19 protein-coding genes and 1 riboswitch are annotated in these 20,622 nt (G+C 58.5%); of the genes, 10 read left to right on the forward strand and 9 right to left on the reverse strand.

The annotated features are described in order from the left end of the window. Nucleotides 1-89 precede the first annotated feature (89 nt). The 3 genes from C1N56_RS02635 (at nt 90) to C1N56_RS02645 (ending at nt 2,039) form a co-directional block, all read left to right on the forward strand. A complete protein-coding gene (locus C1N56_RS02635; protein WP_394517086.1) occupies nt 90-677 on the forward strand; it encodes a TetR/AcrR family transcriptional regulator in 588 nt (195 codons plus the stop codon). Continuing rightward, nucleotides 674-1,189, forward strand: a complete 516-nt coding sequence (gene mug, locus C1N56_RS02640) for a G/U mismatch-specific DNA glycosylase (RefSeq protein WP_058771358.1) — start codon at nt 674-676, stop codon at nt 1,187-1,189. The genes C1N56_RS02635 and mug overlap by 4 nt, the downstream gene beginning before the upstream one ends. A gap of 88 nt (nt 1,190-1,277) precedes the next feature. Continuing rightward, nucleotides 1,278-2,039 (forward strand): substrate-binding domain-containing protein, encoded by a 762-nt coding sequence (locus C1N56_RS02645; protein WP_058759768.1) that lies wholly within the window; start codon nt 1,278-1,280, stop codon nt 2,037-2,039. A 48-nt stretch (nt 2,040-2,087) separates the two neighbouring features. On the opposite strand, the gene rpoD is transcribed toward C1N56_RS02645, so the two are convergent. The 3 genes from rpoD to rpsU all read right to left on the reverse strand — a co-directional run bounded on the left by rpoD (nt 2,088) and on the right by rpsU (nt 6,391). Then, nucleotides 2,088-3,932: an RNA polymerase sigma factor RpoD gene (gene rpoD / locus C1N56_RS02650; RefSeq protein ID WP_058759769.1), complete on the reverse strand. Its 1,845-nt coding sequence runs from the start codon at nt 3,930-3,932 to the stop codon at nt 2,088-2,090. Between the two features lie 378 nt (nt 3,933-4,310). Beyond that, entirely contained in the window at nt 4,311-6,056 is a 1,746-nt protein-coding gene (dnaG, locus tag C1N56_RS02655) for a DNA primase (RefSeq protein WP_021509629.1), read from the reverse strand. A 119-nt stretch (nt 6,057-6,175) separates the two neighbouring features. After that, the gene (gene rpsU / locus C1N56_RS02660; protein WP_001144069.1) at nt 6,176-6,391 is read right to left on the reverse strand and encodes a 30S ribosomal protein S21; all 216 of its coding nucleotides are present in this window, start codon (nt 6,389-6,391) and stop codon (nt 6,176-6,178) included. A gap of 281 nt (nt 6,392-6,672) precedes the next feature. Between rpsU and tsaD the strand changes: the two genes are divergently transcribed. Further along, a complete protein-coding gene (tsaD, locus tag C1N56_RS02665) occupies nt 6,673-7,686 on the forward strand; it encodes a tRNA (adenosine(37)-N6)-threonylcarbamoyltransferase complex transferase subunit TsaD (RefSeq protein ID WP_394517087.1) in 1,014 nt (337 codons plus the stop codon). Between the two features lie 30 nt (nt 7,687-7,716). Here the strand turns inward: tsaD and plsY are convergent, their stop codons facing one another. Then, complete coding sequence (gene plsY, locus C1N56_RS02670; RefSeq protein ID WP_021509626.1) at nt 7,717-8,316, reverse strand: glycerol-3-phosphate 1-O-acyltransferase PlsY; 600 nt, start codon at nt 8,314-8,316, stop codon at nt 7,717-7,719. A gap of 107 nt (nt 8,317-8,423) precedes the next feature. On the opposite strand from plsY, the gene folB reads away from it, so the two are divergent. Together folB and bacA are read left to right on the forward strand one after the other, a co-directional pair. Then, the gene (gene folB / locus C1N56_RS02675; protein ID WP_104188248.1) at nt 8,424-8,783 is read left to right on the forward strand and encodes a bifunctional dihydroneopterin aldolase/7,8-dihydroneopterin epimerase; all 360 of its coding nucleotides are present in this window, start codon (nt 8,424-8,426) and stop codon (nt 8,781-8,783) included. Between the two features lie 191 nt (nt 8,784-8,974). Next, nucleotides 8,975-9,793 (forward strand): undecaprenyl-diphosphate phosphatase, encoded by an 819-nt coding sequence (gene bacA, locus C1N56_RS02680; protein ID WP_031280132.1) that lies wholly within the window; start codon nt 8,975-8,977, stop codon nt 9,791-9,793. An 18-nt stretch (nt 9,794-9,811) separates the two neighbouring features. Here bacA and C1N56_RS02685 read toward each other — a convergent pair whose 3' ends face one another. Continuing rightward, nucleotides 9,812-11,044, reverse strand: a complete 1,233-nt coding sequence (locus C1N56_RS02685; protein ID WP_394517088.1) for a multifunctional CCA addition/repair protein — start codon at nt 11,042-11,044, stop codon at nt 9,812-9,814. A 141-nt stretch (nt 11,045-11,185) separates the two neighbouring features. Then, nucleotides 11,186-11,809 carry a TIGR04211 family SH3 domain-containing protein gene (locus C1N56_RS02690; RefSeq protein WP_104188252.1) on the reverse strand — a complete coding sequence of 208 codons (624 nt, stop codon included), beginning with the start codon at nt 11,807-11,809 and terminating at the stop codon, nt 11,186-11,188. A 205-nt stretch (nt 11,810-12,014) separates the two neighbouring features. On the opposite strand from C1N56_RS02690, the gene C1N56_RS02695 reads away from it, so the two are divergent. The 3 genes from C1N56_RS02695 (at nt 12,015) to hldE (ending at nt 17,709) form a co-directional block, all read left to right on the forward strand. Next, entirely contained in the window at nt 12,015-13,325 is a 1,311-nt protein-coding gene (locus tag C1N56_RS02695) for a CYTH domain-containing protein (protein ID WP_104188253.1), read from the forward strand. A 33-nt stretch (nt 13,326-13,358) separates the two neighbouring features. Then, complete coding sequence (glnE, locus tag C1N56_RS02700) at nt 13,359-16,217, forward strand: bifunctional [glutamate--ammonia ligase]-adenylyl-L-tyrosine phosphorylase/[glutamate--ammonia-ligase] adenylyltransferase (protein WP_058780507.1); 2,859 nt, start codon at nt 13,359-13,361, stop codon at nt 16,215-16,217. 67 nt (nt 16,218-16,284) lie between these two features. Then, nucleotides 16,285-17,709, forward strand: coding sequence for a bifunctional D-glycero-beta-D-manno-heptose-7-phosphate kinase/D-glycero-beta-D-manno-heptose 1-phosphate adenylyltransferase HldE (gene hldE, locus C1N56_RS02705; RefSeq protein WP_021509620.1), 1,425 nt, complete (start codon nt 16,285-16,287; stop codon nt 17,707-17,709). A gap of 39 nt (nt 17,710-17,748) precedes the next feature. On the opposite strand, the gene C1N56_RS02710 is transcribed toward hldE, so the two are convergent. Next, entirely contained in the window at nt 17,749-18,054 is a 306-nt protein-coding gene (locus C1N56_RS02710; protein WP_010618705.1) for a ubiquinone biosynthesis accessory factor UbiK, read from the reverse strand. Nucleotides 18,055-18,225: 171 nt separating this feature from the next. Next, a riboswitch (FMN riboswitch) is annotated at nt 18,226-18,375 on the forward strand. A 109-nt stretch (nt 18,376-18,484) separates the two neighbouring features. Between C1N56_RS02710 and ribB the strand changes: the two genes are divergently transcribed. Then, nucleotides 18,485-19,141, forward strand: a complete 657-nt coding sequence (gene ribB / locus C1N56_RS02715) for a 3,4-dihydroxy-2-butanone-4-phosphate synthase (protein ID WP_010618704.1) — start codon at nt 18,485-18,487, stop codon at nt 19,139-19,141. 53 nt (nt 19,142-19,194) lie between these two features. On the opposite strand, the gene C1N56_RS02720 is transcribed toward ribB, so the two are convergent. Continuing rightward, a complete protein-coding gene (locus C1N56_RS02720) occupies nt 19,195-19,578 on the reverse strand; it encodes a cell wall hydrolase (protein ID WP_394517089.1) in 384 nt (127 codons plus the stop codon). Nucleotides 19,579-19,722: 144 nt separating this feature from the next. Further along, a complete protein-coding gene (zupT, locus tag C1N56_RS02725) occupies nt 19,723-20,490 on the reverse strand; it encodes a zinc transporter ZupT (RefSeq protein ID WP_021509618.1) in 768 nt (255 codons plus the stop codon). Nucleotides 20,491-20,622: the final 132 nt, after the last annotated feature.

Raw genomic sequence — 20,622 nt, forward strand, 5'->3', positions numbered from 1 at the left:
TGACGACCATCATATCTATCGTCAAGCTGGAATATGACGATCGTAATAATTACACTGATTGCCATTAACGATGAGCAGGGTAACAACCGATGGAAAAGCTAAGCCATAAGGCGCGCACGCGGCAGCGCATTCTGGAAGAAGCGGCGGTGGTGATGCGCGAATGCGGCACCGAAGGCATTGGCGTGGCAGCGCTGATGAAGCGCGTTAGTCTGACGCACGGTGGGTTTTATGCACACTTTGCCTCGCGTGAAGCGCTGGTCGAAGCGGTGATTAGCGAGATGTTTGCCGACTCGGCGCAGCGTTTTGCCGCCGTGCTGGCGATTGAGGATCCGGCTGAACGGCTGAACCAGTGGATCGACCGCTATCTGTCGGACCAGCACTGTGGCGCGCCGGGCGAGGGCTGCCCGATACCGGCGCTGGTCAGCGAAGTGGCGCATTTACCGCCGGATGCGCGGGCGCTGTTTTCAGCGAAGCGCGAAGCAGTGCGGCGCCAGCTGGTGCAGGCGCTGCAGCAGCTGGGGCATGCGCAGGCGGAGAGCATCGCCAGTAGTATGCAGGCCGAAATGGTCGGTGCGCTGGCGCTGGCGCGCGCCTGTACTGACGAGGCGGAAGCGCGCCAGATGCTGGAGGTGACGCGTCAGGCGGTCAAACTGCGCGCCGGGCTGGTGACGGCATGAGCGATCACGACATCCGTGACATCATCGCGCCCGATTTACAGGTGCTGTTCTGTGGCATCAATCCGGGTAAATCCTCGGCGCATACCGGTTTTCACTTTGCGCATCCCGGCAACCGCTTCTGGAAGGTGATTCATCAGGCCGGATTCACCCGCGAACAGCTGCTGCCGGAGCAGGAACAGCGGTTGCTGGAGACCGGCTGCGGCATCACCATGCTGGTAGAGCGCCCTACCATTCAGGCCAGCGAGCTGGCGGGCGCGGAGCTGCGTGACGGCGGCGCGCGTCTGCAGGAAAAGGTGCTGCGCTTTCAGCCGCGCGCGCTGGCGGTGCTGGGTAAGGATGCGTTTCAGAAGGCGTTTCGTCAGCGCAACGTGGCGTGGGGCGAGCAGCCGCAGCTGCTGGGCGAAACCCGCTTATGGGTGCTGCCCAATCCCAGCGGATTAAACCGCGCTTCGCTGGAAGAGATGGTTGCTGCTTATCGCCAGCTTCATGATTGGTTACAGAATAAGGCGTGAGCTGGCTCTGTTTCATCAGGTAATAACGTTGTTCATCGTTTTGTTTCTGGCTACACCGGATGCTCCACGCAAAAAAAGGAGCAGGGAGATGAAGCAACGCACCATGGTTCTGGCGGCACTGCTGCTGGCGGCGCAACCGGGCGTCCAGGCCGCAACGCTGAAGGTATTCAGTTCCGGCGGTATGTACCCGGTGATTGAAAGCCTGAAGCAGGATTATCAGCAGCAGAGCGGTGACAGCATTGAGCTGGAAGCGGCGCCGTCGATGGGTGATACGCCGCAGGCGATTCCTAATCGCCTTAAACGCCATGAAAGCGCCGACGTGCTGGTGATGGTGGATTACGCCATCAAGCCGCTGGAGCAGGCCAAATGGGTGGATAGCGCCAGCCATCAGGTGCTGGCGCACTCGTACATTGCCATGGCGGTGAAGCAGGGTACCACGCCGCCGGATATCAGTACCGTCGCGAAGTTCAAACAGGTACTGACCTCCGCCTCAAGCATCGCCGTGTCTGACAGCGCCAGCGGCAAATATATTCAGAGCAAGATGCTGGATAAGCTGCAGCTGGGCCCGAAAACGGCGGCGAAGATCACCGTGATTCCGGCCACGCCGGTGGGTGAGGCGGTCGCGCAGGGCAAAGCCGAGCTGGGCTTCCAGCAGAACAGCGAGCTGAAGGCGGTGAAAGGCATTACTATCGTGGGACTGATTCCGCCGGCGGCACAGCAGGATACGCTGTACGGTGCGGTGATCACGCGCAGCAGCCAGCAGCAGCAGGCCGCGGCGAAGTTCGTGAAATACCTGCAGAGCGACAAGGCGCGCAGCGTGATGCAGGAGAAAGGGCTGACGCCATACTGAAGACAATAAAAAACCCCGGCTAGCCGGGGTTTTTACTGACCAGGACGATTAATCGTCGAGGAAGCTACGCAGCACTTCCGAGCGGCTCGGATGGCGCAGTTTACGCAGCGCTTTGGCTTCAATCTGACGGATACGCTCACGCGTTACGTCAAACTGTTTGCCCACCTCTTCCAGCGTGTGGTCGGTATTCATATCGATACCGAAACGCATACGCAGGACTTTGGCTTCACGCGCGGTCAGGCCAGCCAGCACGTCGTGAGTGGCAGAACGCAGGCTTTCCGAGGTTGCGGAATCCAGCGGCAGTTCCAGCGTGGTGTCTTCGATAAAGTCGCCCAGATGCGAATCTTCATCATCACCAATCGGCGTCTCCATGGAGATCGGCTCTTTAGCGATTTTCAGCACCTTACGGATTTTATCTTCCGGCATCAGCATGCGCTCAGCCAGCTCTTCCGGCGTTGGCTCGCGGCCCATCTCCTGCAGCATCTGGCGCGAAATACGGTTGAGTTTGTTAATGGTCTCAATCATATGCACCGGAATACGGATGGTACGCGCCTGGTCGGCGATGGAACGGGTGATAGCCTGACGGATCCACCAGGTGGCGTAAGTTGAGAACTTATAGCCACGGCGATATTCAAACTTATCCACCGCTTTCATCAGACCGATGTTGCCTTCCTGAATCAGGTCGAGGAACTGCAGGCCACGGTTGGTGTACTTCTTGGCGATGGAGATCACCAGACGCAGGTTAGCCTCAACCATCTCTTTCTTCGCACGACGCGCTTTGGCTTCGCCGATCGACATACGACGGTTGATGTCTTTCACCTGCTCAATGGTCAGGCCGGTCTCTTCTTCAATCTGCAGCAGTTTCTGCAGCGAACGCATGACATCTTCTTCCACTTCCTGCAGTTTTTCCGACCACGGTTTGTTCATGGCCAGTGCCGCTTTGAACCAGCTCTCACTGGTTTCATTACCGGTAAACAGGGTGATGAAGTTTTTCTTCGGCATTTTGCACAGTTCAACACACAGCTTCATGATCAGGCGCTCTTGCGTGCGCACGCGCTCCATCATTTCACGCATGTTGTTCACCAGGTAATCGAACTGCTTCGGTACCAGGCGGAACTGTTTGAACACTTCAGAGAGATTATTAATCTCGGCCACGGCGTCCGCATGGCTGCGGCCTTTGGCTTTGATCACGTTGCGCGTAGTTTCGTACTGCGTACGCAGGTCGTTAAACTTCTCGCGCGCCAGTTCCGGATCGATAGAGTTATCGTCGTCGGAGCTGTCGTCGTCGCTCTCTTCGTCTTCCTCTTCGTCGTCGTCGCGGTCTTCTTCCGATAGCTCAGAACCAACGTGGGTCGCGGTTGGTGCCAGATCTTCCTCGGCGTTCGGATCGACGAAACCGGTGATCAGGTCAGACAGGCGTGACTCGCCCGCTTCAACGCGATCGTACTGATCGAGCAGGTAGGTGATTGCTTCCGGGTATTCGGCGACAGAGCATTGCACCTGGTTGATACCGTCTTCGATACGCTTGGCGATGTCGATTTCGCCTTCACGCGTCAGCAGCTCAACGGTACCCATTTCACGCATGTACATGCGAACCGGGTCGGTGGTACGGCCAATTTCAGATTCAACGCTGGATAATACCTGAGCGGCAGCTTCCGCGGCATCTTCGTCAGTATCGGTGCTGTTTTCATTCAGCATCAGATCATCGGCATCCGGGGCTTCTTCCACCACCTGAATACCCATATCGTTGATCATTTGGATGATGTCTTCGATCTGATCGGAGTCGACGATATCTTCCGGCAGATGGTCATTGACCTCAGCATAGGTCAGATAGCCCTGCTCCTTACCACGGGTGACAAGCAGCTTAAGCTGTGACTGCGGGTTTTGCTCCATAAGACGGTATCCACACTTCTGTTAATTAGATTGGTGTCGGTCGGCAGCGAGCCAACTATAACAGTGAAGGCGTTGTATTTTTGCCGCTGCCTTCAACGCGGCCAGGGCTTTGGCCCATCGTAAATCGGCACTTAAGCCGCTTAATATTCTGTCCGGGGCTAACTTACTTGCCATTTTCAATGCTGGCAGTGCCCGCAATCCTCACGTACGCCAGTACGCTCCGGTTGCTGCGCGCTGGCAGCCTTGAAACTGACAGCGACGTTAACGCCTCTGGTATGTATGCATTGCTTCCGGCTTCGCTTACAGCGACCATAAACCAGAAACATCAGGCAAGAACGGCGGCGCTATCAGCCTTCATCGTTCTGACCCGGTAAAATCTTATTTTTTGGCTAATGCCTGGCTTAATGCCCAGAATTCACGGCGTTCGGCGGCGCTCAGGCCTTCAGTCCGGTCGCGCGCAATCAGTGCTTCGAGGCGCTGCTCCAGCGCAGCATCATAGATGCTTGCCAGCGAGTCCTGGAACACTTCTTCCGCTTCGTCATCTACGATCATGTGGTTCCAGGTGGCCAGTGTTTCAAGGGGCTGGCTAAATTCTGTCCCGCGATATAACTCTAGTAGCTGTCCGGTGGTCAGGCCAGGATTCTCAGTACAACGGCGGACTAACTCAACAAACAGCGGCAATCCCGCTAATTTAGACTGCTCCAGCCCGTCCAGGGCAGGCACGATGGCGGCAAATTGCGGATTCTGCACCAGCAACGCAATCAGCACGCGCATGGTGGTGCGTTTCATCGGCGGCGCCACCGGCGCGGTACCGCTTTCCGCCTGCTTCGGCATCAGCTTGTCTAACTGGTTATCGTCCAGAATGCCGAGTTTATTACCCAGCGTCTGACGCATATAAATCCGCAGCGTTTCGCCCGGAATCTGGCTAATCAGCGGCAGCGCCAGCGTCGCCAGCTTGGTACGGCCGTCGCGCGTACTCAAATCCACCTGCGGCATCAGGCTGTCGAACAGAAACGTGGAGAGCGGCATAGCCTGCTCCATCCGCGCTTCGAACGCTGCTTTGCCCTCTTTACGCACCAGGGTATCCGGGTCTTCGCCGTCGGGCAAAAACATAAAGCGTAGCTGACGACCGTCATTCATGTAAGGCAATGCGGTTTCCAGCGCACGCCATGCAGCTTCACGACCGGCGCGGTCGCCGTCGTAGCAGCAGATCACGTTATCGGTCGAGCGGAACAAAAGCTGGATATGTTCCGCCGTGGTCGAGGTGCCCAGCGAGGCGACAGCATAATCAATGCCGAACTGCGCCAGCGCCACTACGTCCATATAGCCTTCCACCACCAGCAGACGCGCCGGTTGCGGATGATTTTTTTGCGCTTCATACAGGCCGTATAACTGGCGGCCTTTATGGAAAATCGGTGTTTCCGGTGAGTTCAGGTACTTGGGCGTATCGTTGCCCAGCACGCGGCCACCAAAACCAATCACGCGTCCGCGCTTGTCGCGAATCGGAAACATCACGCGATCGCGGAAACGATCGTAGGTGCGGCCGCTGTCATTACTGACCAGCATGCCCGCTTCCATCAGCGATTCACGATCTTCTTTCTGCTGACCGAAACGCTTCAGCACGTTGTCCCAGCCGGCTGGCGCATAGCCAATGGCAAAGTGATCGATCACCTGCTGGCTCAGCCCGCGTGTGGCAAGATACTGTTGTGCTGATTTCGCCTGCGGATTGCGCAGGCTCTGCTGATAAAAGCTGTCTAAACCTTCCAGCAGCTGATACAGGCTCTGGCGCTGGTGGCGCTCCATCGGGCTCGGACCGTTGCCCGCTTCGTACGGCACTTCTAAGCCGTGCTGCGTGGCAAGTTCCTCTACGCTCTCGACGAAATCCAGACGATCGTGATTCATCAGGAAGTCGATGGCGTTGCCTTTGGCACCACAGCCAAAGCAGTAGTAGAACTGCTTCTCACCGCTTACGGTGAAAGAGGGGGTTTTTTCGTTATGGAAAGGACAGCACGCGTGATAGTTCTTACCCTGCTTTTTCAGCTTAACGCGGGCATCGATAAGATCCACGATGTCCGTGCGGGCAAGTAAATCATTGATAAATACGCGTGGAATTCGTCCAGCCATAAGCCCCGGTTTTTCAGCTCATAAACGGCAACAAGCCGCGCTTCCTTTCGGAAAGCACGGCCTCTTACTTGACTCTGTCTGCGTTTAACACGCGGCGGAAGCGAACTTCCGAAAAGAAATTAGTACAGACGAGTGCGGCGTGCGTTTTCGCGAGCCAGTTTCTTGGCGTGACGCTTAACAGCAGACGCTTTAGCGCGCTTACGTTCAGTCGTTGGTTTTTCATAGAACTCACGACGACGAACTTCAGCCAGAACGCCTGCTTTCTCGCAGGAACGCTTGAAGCGACGCAGTGCTACGTCGAATGGCTCGTTTTCACGTACTTTAATTACCGGCATGTAACTCTCACCTCGATAAAATTCGGTTTTTGCTGCTGACTGCGGCGCCAGCACTTTTCAAAATGGTGCAGCATTTTACTCCAGGCGCGGCTGGCTTGTAAAGCACCATGGACAATTTAGAACCAACAGGAGCGTTTGCCTGTGCGGCTGCCGGTTTTTTCAGGCCGTGGAGTATAGCGCACTCTTTGCGCGACAGAAAAACACTTTTTCGCGTGCGGAAGGGCGCAGGCGTCAGCCGGCCTGTGCTACACTGCGCGCCGCAAGAAGAGGGTGATAAAGCTATGCGAGTTCTGGGTATTGAAACGTCCTGCGATGAAACCGGCATCGCGATTTATGACGATGCGTCCGGTCTGCTGGCGAATCAATTATATAGCCAGGTGAAATTACATGCGGATTACGGTGGCGTGGTGCCGGAACTGGCCTCGCGCGATCACGTGCGGAAAACCGTGCCGCTGATCCAGGCCGCGCTGAAACAGGCGGACTTACAGGCCGGAGAGATTGACGCCGTGGCGTACACTGCCGGTCCCGGCCTGGTCGGTGCGCTGCTGGTTGGCGCCACCATTGGCCGCGCGCTGGCGTTCGCCTGGAACGTGCCGGCGGTGCCGGTGCATCACATGGAAGGCCATCTGCTGGCGCCGATGCTGGAAGACAACCCACCGGAATTCCCGTTCGTGGCACTGCTGGTCTCCGGCGGCCACACGCAGCTGATCAGCGTCACCGGCATTGGTGAATATACGCTGCTGGGCGAATCGATTGATGATGCCGCCGGGGAAGCGTTCGATAAAACTGCCAAGCTGCTGGGGCTGGATTATCCGGGCGGCCCGATGCTGTCGCGCATGGCACAGCAGGGCACGCCGGATCGCTTTAAGTTCCCGCGTCCGATGACCGATCGTCCGGGGCTGGACTTCAGCTTCTCTGGCCTGAAAACCTTTGCGGCGAATACCATTCGCGAACATGACGGTGACGAACAGGCGCGCGCCGATATCGCCCGCGCCTTTGAAGATGCGGTAGTAGACACGCTGATGATCAAATGCAAGCGTGCGCTGGAGCAGACCGGCTTTAAACGCCTGGTGATTGCCGGCGGCGTGAGCGCCAACCGCACGCTGCGTGAACGCATGGCAACCATGATGAGCGCGCGCGGCGGCGAGGTGTTTTATGCCCGTCCGGAGTTCTGCACCGATAACGGCGCGATGATTGCCTATGCCGGCATGGTGCGGCTGAAAGGCGGCACGCGCGGTGAGCTGGGCGTCAGCGTGCGGCCACGCTGGCCGCTGGCGGAATTACCGACCATCTGATGATAAAAAACCGGCCGCGCGCCGGTTTTTTTATTTCTTCTTTTTACGCTTCCACACGCGGTTTTCCTGACCGCGCCACAGGCGCTGAATATTGTCGTGATGGCGCAGCAAAATCAGGCATGACAGCATCGACACCGGAAAGGTGAACTGCGGCTTAAACCACCAGACATAAAACGGGGCAATTAACGCGCTGACGATCGCGCCCAGCGATGAGTAGCCGCTGAGCAGCACCGTCAGCAGCCAGGTGCCGGTCATCAGGCCGGTCAGGTCCCAGCCAATCGGCGCGATGGCCCCAAACGCGGTGGCCACACCTTTGCCGCCGCGAAAGCGGAAAAACACCGGATAGATATGGCCGAGGCAGGCGGCGATGGCCGTGAGGCCAAGATACATCGGCGTGACGTGCAGCCACCAGGCGATCCATACCGGCACCATTCCCTTCGCCACGTCGAAAATCAGTACCGCGGCAGCGGCGGCTTTACCGCCAATACGTAACACGTTGGTGGCGCCTGGATTGCCAGAGCCTGCGCTGCGGGGATCGGGTAAACCAGCGAGTTTACAAACCAGGATCGCACTGGAAATCGAGCCGCAAAGATACGCGAAAATAATCATACCAAGCGCGATAGCACTCATAGCTTCGTACCGTTCCTTTTGGGTCGTTTTGTTCTCGATAAGCGTGGATAATACGCATAATCCGCCGGAAGTGGTATCCGGCTAAGCCAAAAACAGAGAGTGACATCATGGATATCGTATTTATAGAACAACTCACCGTGTTCACCACCATTGGCGTTTACGACTGGGAACAGGGCATGCAGCAGAAGCTGGTGCTCGATGTCGAAATGGCGTGGGACAACCGTCGGGCGGCGGTAAGCGACGATGTGAACCACTGCCTGAGCTATGCCGATGTCACCGAAGCGATCCTCAATCATTTACAGGGACAGCGTTTTGCGCTGGTCGAACGGGTGGCAGAAGAAATCGCCGATCTGTTGATGAATCGTTTCAAAACGCCTGGCGTACGCGTGAAGGTAGGTAAACCGGGGGCTGTCGCCCAGGCGGCGAGCGTGGGCGTGAGAATTGAGCGCGGGACTATTCCTAAATAAATCCTGCGTGATTGCCATCACAATGAAACCAAACCAAATTATGGTGTGTCTCAGTGGAGGCCGCTGCGCTGATGAAGGGGAAGTGACCGAAATCCTTAAGGTTTCCTTCAGCAAGGTGCAGGCATAATTTCAGGCGGTAGCGGTGCGCGACCGCCTTTTTACTGTTTAAAACGGATAGAGGGTAAAATTTGATGGCAGACATTCATCAGCTATGGGTAGCTGCAATCCTGGGGGTTGTGGAAGGCCTTACGGAGTTCCTGCCGGTCTCATCCACAGGCCACATGATTATTGTTGGCCATTTGCTGGGGTTCGAGGGTGAGAAGGCGGAAACCTTTGAAGTGGTGATCCAGCTGGGCTCAATCCTCGCCGTAGTGGTGATGTTCTGGCGCCGGCTGTTTGGCCTGATCGGCATTCACTTCGGCCAGGAGCGCCACGAAGGCGTCGGCAGCGGAAAACTGACGCTGATTCACATTCTGCTGGGTATGGTGCCGGCAGTGGTGATTGGCCTGGTACTGCATGACCAGATTAAAACCCTGTTTAACCCGATCAACGTGATGTACGCGCTGGTGGTGGGCGGCGTGCTGCTGCTGGCGGCGGAATATCTCAAGCCAAAGCAGCCGAAAGCGGTGGGCATTGATGACATCACCTATCGCCAGGCGTTTATGATTGGCTGCTTCCAGTGTCTGGCGCTGTGGCCGGGCTTCTCGCGTTCCGGCGCCACCATCTCCGGCGGTATGCTGATGGGCGTCAGCCGCTATGCGGCGTCCGAGTTTTCCTTCATCCTCGCGGTACCGATGATGATCGGTGCTACCGGACTTGATCTCTACAAGAGCATGGGCTTCCTGACGATGCAGGATTTCCCGATGTTTGCCGTGGGCTTCGTGACCGCCTTCATCGTCGCGCTGCTGGCGATCAAAGTGTTCCTTGAGCTGATCAAACGTATCTCGTTTGTGTCGTTTGCCATCTACCGCTTTATCGTCGCGGCAGCGGTTTACGCCATCTTTATGTAATGCGCGAGGCGCGGCCGGTTACGCTGGCCGCGCGTCGATTAACCCTTCCTGCAACGCCAGCACGCGCCGACGCGTCAGCTCTTCCCGCACCGCCGCGCCTTTGAAACCGGCCTCGACCACCGCTTTGGTGGGCACCGCCTGCGCCAGCGCAAACGCGCGCCGCAGATAATCGCCCTGCGGATAAGCCATGCTCTCCAGCGTCGTGCGCCCGCGAGCGTCGGCTTCGCTGGTCAGTGCCATCTTTTCCACGCGATCGGGCTTGCGCCAGGCGTCGATGCGGTCAAACAGCGCCACCAGCGCGTCAGCCGGCTGGCTTTCAATGGTGTGTACCACATCGTGAAACTCCGTCACCACCAGGGCCAGATCGCGCACCTGGTTCGGCACGCGCAGTCGCTGGCACAGCGCTTCAACAATCGGTACACCGGCCGGGCCGTGACCATGATGGCTCGGCCACTTCTCTGGCGGCGTCAGCGCTTTACCCACATCGTGGAACAGCGTGGCGAAGCGCACGTCAAGCTGGTCGGAGAGCGCTGCGGCCATGGTCAGCGTCATCAGCGCGTGGACGCCGGTATCGATCTCCGGATGCCACTTAACGGGGGCCGGAATGCCGTACAGGTTGTCGATTTCCGGGAACAGCACCTGTAATGCATCGCAGTCGCGCAGCAGCTGGAAATAGACCTGAGGATTGCGCGTCAGCAGCGCTTTTTCCGTCTCTTTCCACACCCTCTCTGCGGTGAGGTGCGCCAGTTCGCCGCTGTGCGCCATCTCGCGCATCAGCGCCTGGGTTTCAGGTGCCACGCGGAAATTGAGGTGGGCGAAACGGGCAGCAAAACGCGCCACGCGCAGCACGCGCAGCGGATCTTCATTAAAAGCTGCAGACACGTGACGCAGGGTACGCTGCTGCAAATCCTGCTGGCCATGATAAGGGTCGATCAGCGTGCCGTCAGCGGCCTGCGCGATGGCATTGATGGTCAGATCGCGACGCTGTAAATCCTGCTCCAGCGTCACGTCCGGCGCGAACTGGGTCACGAAGCCGGTATAACCGTTGCCGCTTTTGCGTTCGGTGCGCGCCAGCGCATACTCTTCGCGGCTTTCAGGATGTAAAAAAACCGGAAAATCCCGGCCCACCTGCTGATAGCCCTGCGCCAGCATGCTGTCGGGCGTTGCGCCCACCACCACCCAATCTCTATCTTTTACCGGCAAACGCAGTAAGGCATCACGCACTGCGCCACCGACCAGAAACGTCTTCACTCAACCACTCCAGAGGCAATCCACTTTTGCGTGCCGCGCACGCTTGTTACGTTATTGTTGCATACTTTGGCGAAAAAGCGGGCATGCCAAAAGGGGCATCTTACGATCCCCTCCAGGCAAACCACAAATGGCGTGGCGGCTTTAATTCATCCAGCGATCGTTTTTCTTGCGGCGCGGCACCATGTGCGGCAGCAGCAGACCGAGCAGCAGACCGACGCCGAGCACGCCGCCGCCATACATAAACCACTGCATGATGATGGTGCGCTGTTTGTCATCCAGCTGAACGTTAGCGGCGCTGACCTTCTTCTGCGCGACAATCAGCTCGTTGCGCAGCTTCTGATTCTCTTCTTTCAGGCCGTTGATGGTGCCGTCGCTGTTGGCCACCTTGTTCTGCATCTCTGACGTACGCTGATTCCAGCTGTTATCAATGTTCGCCAGTTTGTCGGTCAGCTCTTTGACCTGCTGCTCCAGCTGCGGCACGCGGGTGCGCAGGCTGGGGGAGGCGCTGAGCTGCGACAGCGGGATCCAGTTAGTTTTGCCTTCTGCATCGCGGATTTGCGCGTACTGCGAGTCATTATTGGTTTGCAGCAGCGTGACTTCCTCCCCGGCATTCAGCTTGCCAACCAGGCGATACTGATCGCCAGGGCCGCTGCGTACCCAGGTGGATAATTCGTCGGAGATGTAACGTTTTTCATCGGCCGCGTGGGCCGGTGCGATGGCGCTGAAAGCCAGCAAAGAGAGGGCGGCAAGTGAGATTTTTTTCATTCGATATCGTTTTTTCATGATGGGCGTAAATTTACCGGCACAGTCTGGAGTCGCTTCGCATAAATCTGAATGAGAACTATCCTGGTCTCAATGCGGTGCGAAAAGGGTCGTAAAAGCACAAGAAAGCAGAGACAGCAGGCTTGCGGTGCATTACTCTTCGCCAGATTAAACTCGTAAGTGCCAGCAGCGTATTGAATAAAAAATTATGACCATCGAAATCGAATTAAAGTTCATTGCCACCCCGCAAGCCGCCGAAAAACTGGCGCAGACGCTTGCCGCCTGGCCACATCAGCACCACGCCGCGCGTGAGCTGACCAACATCTATTACGAAACCGATGACAACCAGCTGCGCCGCTGGGATATGGGCCTGCGGATTCGCGGCGTGGATCAGCGCTATGAAATGACGCTGAAAACCGCCGGCAAAACGCTGGGCGGCCTGCATCAGCGTCCGGAATACAACGTCGACCTCAGCGAGCCGCAGCTGGACATTGCCCGCCTGCCGGCAGAGATCTGGCCGCAGGGGACCGATGTCGCCGCGCTGCAGCCGCGTTTGCAGCCGCTGTTCAGTACCCATTTCCAGCGTGAAACCTGGCTGGTGAGCGTTGGCGACAGCGAAATTGAAGTAGCGTTCGATTGCGGCAGCGTTGCCGCAGGGGAGCTGAGCGAGCCGCTGTATGAAGTGGAGCTGGAGCTTAAGCGTGGAGCGCGCAGCGATATGCTGACCTTCGCCAGTGCGCTGATCGCCACGGGCGGCCTGCGCCTCGGCAGCCTGAGCAAAGCGGCACGCGGTTATCAGCTGGCGCAGGGCAACGCGCCGCGACCGCTGCGCGCGCTGCCGCTGCAGAAAATTGCCGCCAAAGCCACGGTGGAGCAGGGCATGGTTCACGCCATGAGCGCGGCGCTCGGCCACTGGCAGTACCATGAAGAAGTCTGGCTGCGCGGTAATGAAGACGCCCGGGCACGGGTAATTGAAGCGCTGGAAACGCTGCGTCAGGCGTTTTCCCTGTTTGGCACGCTGGTGCCGCGCAAGGCCAACAGCGAACTGCGTCAGAAGCTGACCCGGCTGGAAGAGCTGCTGGCGGACAGCGAGGCCAGCGCAGAAACCGTCTGCTTCTCACCGACCTCGGTCGAAGCTCAGTTAGCACTTACTCACTGGCTGGTGGAGTCGCAGTGGCAGCCGTGGCTGGACGAGAAGAACAAAAGCAAGCTACAGGGCTCGTTTAAACGCTTCAGCGACATCATGCTGGGGCGCATCGGCGCGGATCTGCGTGAAACCTTCGTCGACGTGCAGCTGTTCAATGAATTTCAGGACAAAGCTACGCGCCTGAACCGCCAGTTGCTGGCGGTGCATCTGCTGGCGGGGGCGTATCCGGCTGAAGAAGTCAGCCAGTGGCTGGCGGGCTGGCAGGAGTTGCAGCACGCCATTCGTGAAAAACAGGAGCGCGGTCTGATTCAGCTGGTTAATCTGGCGATCCGTCAACCGCCGTTCTGGCTGAATAACGGTGCGAAACGCTAAGGCTACGGCACCATCAATCATCAGGGAGGGAAGATGTCGTTACCGTTACCGACGCTGATGCAGGCGCAGCTCGCCAGCGTGGCAGAACGTCTGGGCCTGCCGCTGACGGCCATCACGCCGCAGCAGGCTGGCGCACTGACCTTTAGTGACTTTATCGTAGACAACCTGCAGCAGCATCCGGCGTGGTGGCAACAGCTGCAGCAGCAACCGCCGCAGCCCGAAGAGTGGCAGCACTATGCGGCCTGGCTGGCAGCGGCGCTGCAGCCGGTGGATAACGAAGCCTCCCTGATGCGCGAACTGCGCCTGTTCCGCCGTCATATGCTGGTGCGCATCGCGTGGATGCAGGCGCTGGAGCAGGCCAGCACCGGGCAGAGCCTGACGCAGCTCAGCACGCTGGCGGAAGTGCTTATTACCGCCGCGCGCGACTGGGTGTGGCAGGATTGCTGCCGCGATTTCGGTACGCCGTGCAACGCCGCCGGCGAAGCGCAGCCGATGCTGATTCTGGGTATGGGCAAGCTGGGCGGCGGTGAACTCAACTTCTCTTCCGATATTGACCTGATCTTTGCCTGGCCGGAAAACGGCGTCACCCACGGCGGCCGGCGCGAGCTCGACAACGCGCAGTTCTTTACCCGCATGGGGCAGCGGCTGATTAAGGTGCTGGATCAACCTACCGTCGATGGCTTTGTTTATCGCGTGGATATGCGCCTGCGCCCGTTCGGCGACAGCGGCCCGCTGGTGCTGAGCTTTGCCGCGCTGGAAGATTACTACCAGGAGCAGGGCCGTGACTGGGAGCGCTACGCGATGGTGAAAGCGCGCCTGATGGGCGACGATGGCGGCCACTGGAGCCAGGAGCTGCAGCAGATGTTGCGCCCGTTCGTCTATCGCCGCTACATCGATTTCAGCGTGATCCAGTCGCTGCGTAACATGAAAGGCATGATTGCCCGCGAAGTACGGCGGCGCGGCCTGAAGGACAACATCAAACTCGGCGCTGGCGGCATTCGCGAAACCGAATTCATCGTCCAGGTGTTTCAGCTGATTCGAGGTGGACGTGAGCGCTCACTTCAGCTGCGCTCGCTGCTGCCGACGCTGCAGGCCATCGGTGAGCTGGCGCTGTTAACACCGGAGCAGGTTGATCATCTGCGCGCCGCCTACCTGTTTTTACGCCGGCTGGAGAATCTGCTGCAGAGCATCAACGATGAGCAGACGCAGACGCTGCCGGAAAATCCCCTCGACCGCCAGCGCCTGGCCTGGGCGATGGGCATGGCGGACTGGGCGACGCTGCTGGCACAGCTGGAGCAGCACATGGCCGGCGTGCGCCACATTTTCGACGAGCTGATAGGCGATGATGCGCCGGATGTCGACGATCAGCCGCAGCTGGCGGAGTTCGCCAGCCTGTGGCAGGACGCGCTGGAAGAGAGCGATTTGCTGCCGGTGGTACCGCAGCTGCAGGCGGAACAGCGCCATGCGCTGTATCGGGCGCTGAATGATTTCCGTCAGGATGTCAGTCGCCGCACCATCGGTCCGCGCGGCCGGCTGGCGCTCGATCAATTAATGCCGCGCCTGCTAAGCGAAGTGTGCGCACGTGACGACGCCGATGTGGTGCTGGCACGCCTGACGCCGCTGCTGCTTGGCGTATTAACGCGCAGCACCTATCTCGAGTTGCTGACCGAGTATCACGGCGCGCTGCGCCACCTGATTCGCCTGTGTGGCGCTTCGCCGATGATTGCCAGCCAGCTGGCGCGCTATCCGCTGCTGCTGGATGAACTGCTCGATCCGGCCACGCTGTATCAGCCCACCGCCACCGACGCTTATCGTGACGAACTGCGCCAGTATCTGCTGCGCATTCCCACCGATGATGAAGAGCAGCAGCTGGAAGCGCTGCGCCAGTTCAAGCAGGCACAGCATCTGCGTATCGCCGCCGCCGACATCGCCGGAACCCTGCCGGTGATGAAAGTGAGCGATCACTTAACCTGGCTGGCGGAAGCGATCATTGAATCGGTGGTGCAGCAGGCGTGGCAGATGATGGTGCAGCGCTATGGCCGCCCTTCGCACCTCACCAGCGACAGCGAGCGCGGCTTTGCCGTGGTCGGCTACGGCAAACTGGGCGGCTGGGAACTGGGTTACAGTTCGGATCTCGATCTGGTGTTTCTGCATGACTGTCCGGACGATGCCGAAACCGACGGTGAACGCGTTATCGACGGGCGCCAGTTTTACCTGCGTCTCGCTCAGCGCGTCATGCATCTGTTCAGCACCCGCACCTCGTCCGGCATTTTGTATGAGGTGGACGCGCGCCTGCGCCCTTCTGGCGCGGCCGGCATGCTGGTCAGCACCTTTGCCGCCTTTGACGACTATCAGCGCCATGAAGCCTGGACGTGGGAACATCAGGCGCTGGTGCGCGCGCGCATCGTGTTTGGCGAACCGGCGCTGTGTGAGCGCTTCGATGCGATCCGGCGCGGTATTCTGTGCCTGCCGCGTGAAGGCGCGAAGCTGCAAACCGAAGTGCGTGAGATGCGTGAGAAAATGCGCGCGCACCTCAGTAACAAGCACAAAGGCCGCTGGGAGATTAAAACCGATGAGGGTGGTATCACCGATATTGAATTCATTGCGCAGTATCTGGTCTTAGGTTACGCCGCCAGCCAGCCGGCGCTGACGCGCTGGTCGGATAACGTGCGCATTTTCGAACTGATGGCGCGCCACGGCATCATGGCTGATGAGGAAGCGCAGGCGCTGACGCACGCTTACGTCACGCTGCGCGATGCGCTGCATCATCTGGCGCTACAGGAACTGCCGGGTCATGTCGATCCGGCATCGTTCGCTGACGAACGCGCCGTGGTGCACGCCAGCTGGCAGCGCTGGCTGGCCGCGAGCGACGCGGATGACACGGAGCAGTGAGCCTGGCGGCTTCTATGCTATTATCCGCGCATTATTTTGACTGAACGTTGAAGTCTGGAGTCTCTGCATGAAAGTAACACTGCCCGCGTTTGGCAAGGCCGCTGTGCTGGTTGTCGGCGATGTGATGTTAGACCGCTACTGGTACGGCCCGACCAGCCGGATCTCACCGGAAGCCCCGGTGCCGGTGGTCAAAGTGGATACCATTGAAGAGCGTCCGGGCGGCGCGGCCAACGTGGCGATGAATATCGCTGCACTCGGTGCGGACTCGCGCCTTATCGGCCTGACCGGTGCAGATGATGCTGCGCGCGTGCTGCGCGAAACGCTGGCGCAGGTGAAGGTTGAATGCGATTTCGTCGCCCTCGACAGCCATCCGACCATCACCAAACTGCGCGTGCTGTCGCGCAATCAGCAGCTGATTCGCCTCGACTTTGAAGAGGGCTTTGAGCAGGTCGATCCGCAGCCGATTCACGATCGTCTGCGTCAGTCGCTGGCACAGGCGGGCGCGCTGGTGCTGTCTGATTATGCCAAAGGCGCACTGAGCAGCGTGCAGACCATGATTCAGCTGGCGCGTGCGGCGCAGGTGCCGGTACTGATCGACCCGAAAGGCACCGATTTTGAACGCTATCGCGGCGCGACGCTGCTGACGCCCAACCTGTCCGAGTTTGAAGCGGTGGTGGGCAAGTGCAAAAGCGAAGAGGAGATTGTTAGCCGCGGTATGCAACTGATCGCCGATTACGATCTCTCCGCGCTGCTGGTGACGCGTTCGGAAAACGGGATGACGCTGCTGCAGCCGGGCAAAGCGCCGCTGCATCTGCCTACCCAGGCGCAGGAAGTGTATGACGTGACCGGTGCCGGCGATACGGTGATCGGTGTGCTGGCCGCAGTGCTGGCTGCCGGTGAAAGTCTGGAAGATGCCTGCTTCCTCGCCAACGCTGCGGCTGGCGTGGTGGTCGGCAAGCTCGGGACTTCTACCGTCAGTACCGTGGAGTTGGAGAATGCGATTCACGCGCGGCCGGACAGCGGCTTTGGCGTGATGACCGAAGCCGAGCTGAAAGTGGCGGTGGCGCAGGCGCGCCAGCGAGGTGAGAAAGTAGTAATGACCAACGGCGTGTTCGATATTCTGCATGCCGGCCATGTCTCTTATCTGGCCAACGCGCGCAAACTGGGCGATCGCCTGATCGTGGCGGTCAACAGCGATGCTTCCACCAAACGTCTTAAGGGCGAAACCCGCCCGGTGAACCCGCAGGAAAACCGCATGATCGTGCTGGGTGCGCTGGAGGCCGTAGACTGGGTGGTGCTGTTTGAAGAGGATACGCCACAGCGGCTGATTGCCGAAGTGCTGCCGGATCTGCTGGTGAAAGGCGGTGATTATAAGCCGGAAGATATCGCGGGCAGTAAAGAGGTGTGGGCCAACGGCGGTGACGTGCGTGTGCTCAACTTTGAAGACGGTATCTCCACCACCAACATCATCAAAACCATTCGCAATCAGTAAACACGTAGCCGGCGGGAGCGAACTCCCGCCGCGTAAACCTTACTGAGGCGTATCGATTTTGCCTGCAGGATCTGGCGTGATCACCGCCGGAGCCGGGGCCGCCGGACTTTCACTCTCCAGCTTCGCCAGACGCTGCTCCAGCGCCGCCAGTTTTTCACGCGTGCGCAGCAAAACCTGGGTCTGCACGTCAAACTCTTCACGATTAACCAGATCCATGCGGGTTAACTGCGCCTGCAATACCTGACGAATTTTCTTTTCCACATCGTCGCCAAAGTCGCGAATACCTTTTGGCATCGCTTCGTGCACCTGGCGCGCCAGTTGTTCAATTTTTTTCGTGTCGATCATGGTTGTTTCCTGGTTACGGTGGCTGATAACAGCGCGTGTTCCGACTCATCAAGCATTAAGTGTAATGCCAGAAACGAAAAGGTTAAACCCGAAATCCGCAACGCATGAAGTGCAAAAGCATTTGCACTTTTGTTAATTGCCCGACCAGGTGATTGGCGCTATAGTAATTTCGCTTATTCTCAGGGCGGGGCGAAATTCCCCACCGGCGGTAAATCAGCTTCGGCTGAAAGCCCGCGAGCGCTTTCGCTGTACAGTGAAAGGTCAGCAGATCCGGTGTAATTCCGGGGCCGACGGTTAAAGTCCGGATGGGAGAGGGTAACGACATCAGCCGGGCTGCGCCCGCGTCACGTTATTGCCATGTGTTTTCTACGCACTCCTAAGCTCGCCCTGGTTCTGGTAACTCATATTTTATTAATAAGGTTTTTTTACCATGAATCAGACGCTTCTTTCTGAATTTGGCACGCCGGAACAGCGTGTAGAACGCGCCATTGATGCGCTGCGCAACGGGCGCGGCGTGATGGTGCTGGACGATGAAAATCGCGAAAACGAAGGCGATATGATCTTCGCCGCCGAAACCATGACCGTGGAACAGATGGCGCTGAGCATTCGTCACGGCAGCGGCATTGTCTGCCTGTGCATTAACGAAGCGCGCCGCCAGCAGCTGGATCTGCCGATGATGGTAGAGAACAACACCAGCTCTTACGGCACCGGTTTTACCGTGACCATTGAAGCGGCCAGCGGCGTGACGACCGGCGTATCGGCCTCCGACCGTATTACCACCATCCGCGCGGCGATTGCCGATGACGCTAAACCGTCCGATCTGAATCGTCCCGGCCACGTATTCCCGCTGCGCGCGCGCGACGGCGGCGTACTGGCGCGCGGCGGCCACACCGAAGCGACGCTCGATCTGGTGACGCTGGCGGGCTTCAAACCTGCGGGTGTGCTGTGCGAACTGACCAATGATGACGGCAGCATGGCGCACGCGCCGGAAGTGATTGCGTTTGCGAAGCAGCACGCCATGCCGGTGGTGACCATTGAAGACCTGGTGGCCTGGCGCCGCCAGCATGAAACCCGTCAGGCCAGCTAAGCCGACATGAAATAAATAAGGCCGGATGTGATGCATCCGGCCTTTTTTTATGATTAACGGCTGGCGTAAAAAACGTGATTGCCTATCACCACGGTACGCTGGAAGGCGTGGCGCCACGCGGGTCTGGCGCTGTGCGCATGAAAGAAGGTCGCGCCCCTGGTCACATCCGCCAGCTTACCCTCGACAATCCGCTGCGCCAGGCGCTGCGCGCGCTGCCAGCTTTTGTCATGCTGCGGCGGATGGCGATGGGGATATTTGTGCAGAGACGTCCAGGAGAACTGTTTGGGTGCGTACACCACCGGACAGATCTCTTTGACGTCCCAGTTAGCCCGGTTCATGGTGACAGTGCCGACGGCAATCTGTCCCTTTACCGGTTCGCCGCGCGCTTCATGATAGATATTCATCGCCAGGCATAAAATGGCTCCCTGAATTAACATAACACTCCACTGCTTTCTAAGAGTCGCGTGGAGTGTAATGAGCCCGCCGTCGGGTGTTAACAAGACCCGTCTCGACTACGCCTTAACAAGTCTAAGTCGTTGAGAGTTAAGGCCGAAGTGGTGGTGAATGAGACGAATCTCGCGTCAGCCTACCCCGCTGGTTTGCAGCAACGTCAGGCTCAGGCCCATCACCGTCATGCCGCACAGTACGCCGTAGCTGGGGTTGTTATGCGGGTCGATTTCGCGCGCCAGCGGCATCAGTTCATCCACGGACAGCGCCACCATAATGCCCGCCACCGCCGCCATGATGGCCGCAATCATCACCGGTGAGACCGCCGGCCCCAGCAGCAGAAAGGCGATAATGCCGCCAAGAATCTCCGCCATGCCGGACAGGCAGGCCCAGAACAGCGCTTTGGCTTTCGAGCCGGTGGCGGCGTACATCGGTCCGGCCACCGCCAGCCCTTCCGGAATATTGTGGATCGCGACGGCCAGCGCGATGCCCAGCCCCAGTTCCATATCGCTGCTGGCGGTGACAAAGGTGGCAATGCCTTCGGGAAAGTTATGCAGGCTGATACCGAGCGTCAGCAGGATCGCGGTGCGTTTCAGGTTAGTGGGGCGGCGATTGACCGCCATCAGATCCTGCGGATGCTGGTGCGGCAGCAGGCGATCCATGGCGAAATAACCCAGTAAGCCGAGCATGAACATGCCGTAGCCAAGCACCGGCGACATGCCTTCCGCATGCAGCGCGGCGGGCAGCATTTCCATCAGGGAAATCAGCAGCATGATGCCGGCGGCAAAGCCGAGCGCAAAGGCCAGTACGCGGTTCGACGGCTTTTGACCGAGCACGCCAAAAATCGCGCCGACGAAAGTGGCACCGCCAGCCAGGATGGTTAGCAGCAGAGGTACTGACATGATGGGCTCCTTAATGATAATGATTACCAGTTACAATATAGTTAACCCCATAAAATATCGAGTTATTTAGCGTAAAGTTATGTCGGCAAAATCTTATTCAAATTTGCTGATAAACATCATCACGCTTATCAG

The organism is Pantoea sp. SGAir0175, assembly GCF_043547855.1.

Coding starts and splice junctions, on each gene's coding strand:
- C1N56_RS02635 (WP_394517086.1), top strand. CDS start 90: ATGGAAAAGCTAAGCCATAAGGCGCGCACGCGGCAGCGCATTCTGGAA.
- mug (WP_058771358.1), top strand. CDS start 674: ATGAGCGATCACGACATCCGTGACATCATCGCGCCCGATTTACAGGTG.
- C1N56_RS02645 (WP_058759768.1), top strand. CDS start 1,278: ATGAAGCAACGCACCATGGTTCTGGCGGCACTGCTGCTGGCGGCGCAA.
- rpoD (WP_058759769.1), bottom strand. CDS start 3,932: ATGGAGCAAAACCCGCAGTCACAGCTTAAGCTGCTTGTCACCCGTGGT.
- dnaG (WP_021509629.1), bottom strand. CDS start 6,056: ATGGCTGGACGAATTCCACGCGTATTTATCAATGATTTACTTGCCCGC.
- rpsU (WP_001144069.1), bottom strand. CDS start 6,391: ATGCCGGTAATTAAAGTACGTGAAAACGAGCCATTCGACGTAGCACTG.
- tsaD (WP_394517087.1), top strand. CDS start 6,673: ATGCGAGTTCTGGGTATTGAAACGTCCTGCGATGAAACCGGCATCGCG.
- plsY (WP_021509626.1), bottom strand. CDS start 8,316: ATGAGTGCTATCGCGCTTGGTATGATTATTTTCGCGTATCTTTGCGGC.
- folB (WP_104188248.1), top strand. CDS start 8,424: ATGGATATCGTATTTATAGAACAACTCACCGTGTTCACCACCATTGGC.
- bacA (WP_031280132.1), top strand. CDS start 8,975: ATGGCAGACATTCATCAGCTATGGGTAGCTGCAATCCTGGGGGTTGTG.
- C1N56_RS02690 (WP_104188252.1), bottom strand. CDS start 11,809: ATGAAAAAAATCTCACTTGCCGCCCTCTCTTTGCTGGCTTTCAGCGCC.
- C1N56_RS02695 (WP_104188253.1), top strand. CDS start 12,015: ATGACCATCGAAATCGAATTAAAGTTCATTGCCACCCCGCAAGCCGCC.
- glnE (WP_058780507.1), top strand. CDS start 13,359: ATGTCGTTACCGTTACCGACGCTGATGCAGGCGCAGCTCGCCAGCGTG.
- hldE (WP_021509620.1), top strand. CDS start 16,285: ATGAAAGTAACACTGCCCGCGTTTGGCAAGGCCGCTGTGCTGGTTGTC.
- C1N56_RS02710 (WP_010618705.1), bottom strand. CDS start 18,054: ATGATCGACACGAAAAAAATTGAACAACTGGCGCGCCAGGTGCACGAA.
- ribB (WP_010618704.1), top strand. CDS start 18,485: ATGAATCAGACGCTTCTTTCTGAATTTGGCACGCCGGAACAGCGTGTA.
- C1N56_RS02720 (WP_394517089.1), bottom strand. CDS start 19,578: ATGTTAATTCAGGGAGCCATTTTATGCCTGGCGATGAATATCTATCAT.
- zupT (WP_021509618.1), bottom strand. CDS start 20,490: ATGTCAGTACCTCTGCTGCTAACCATCCTGGCTGGCGGTGCCACTTTC.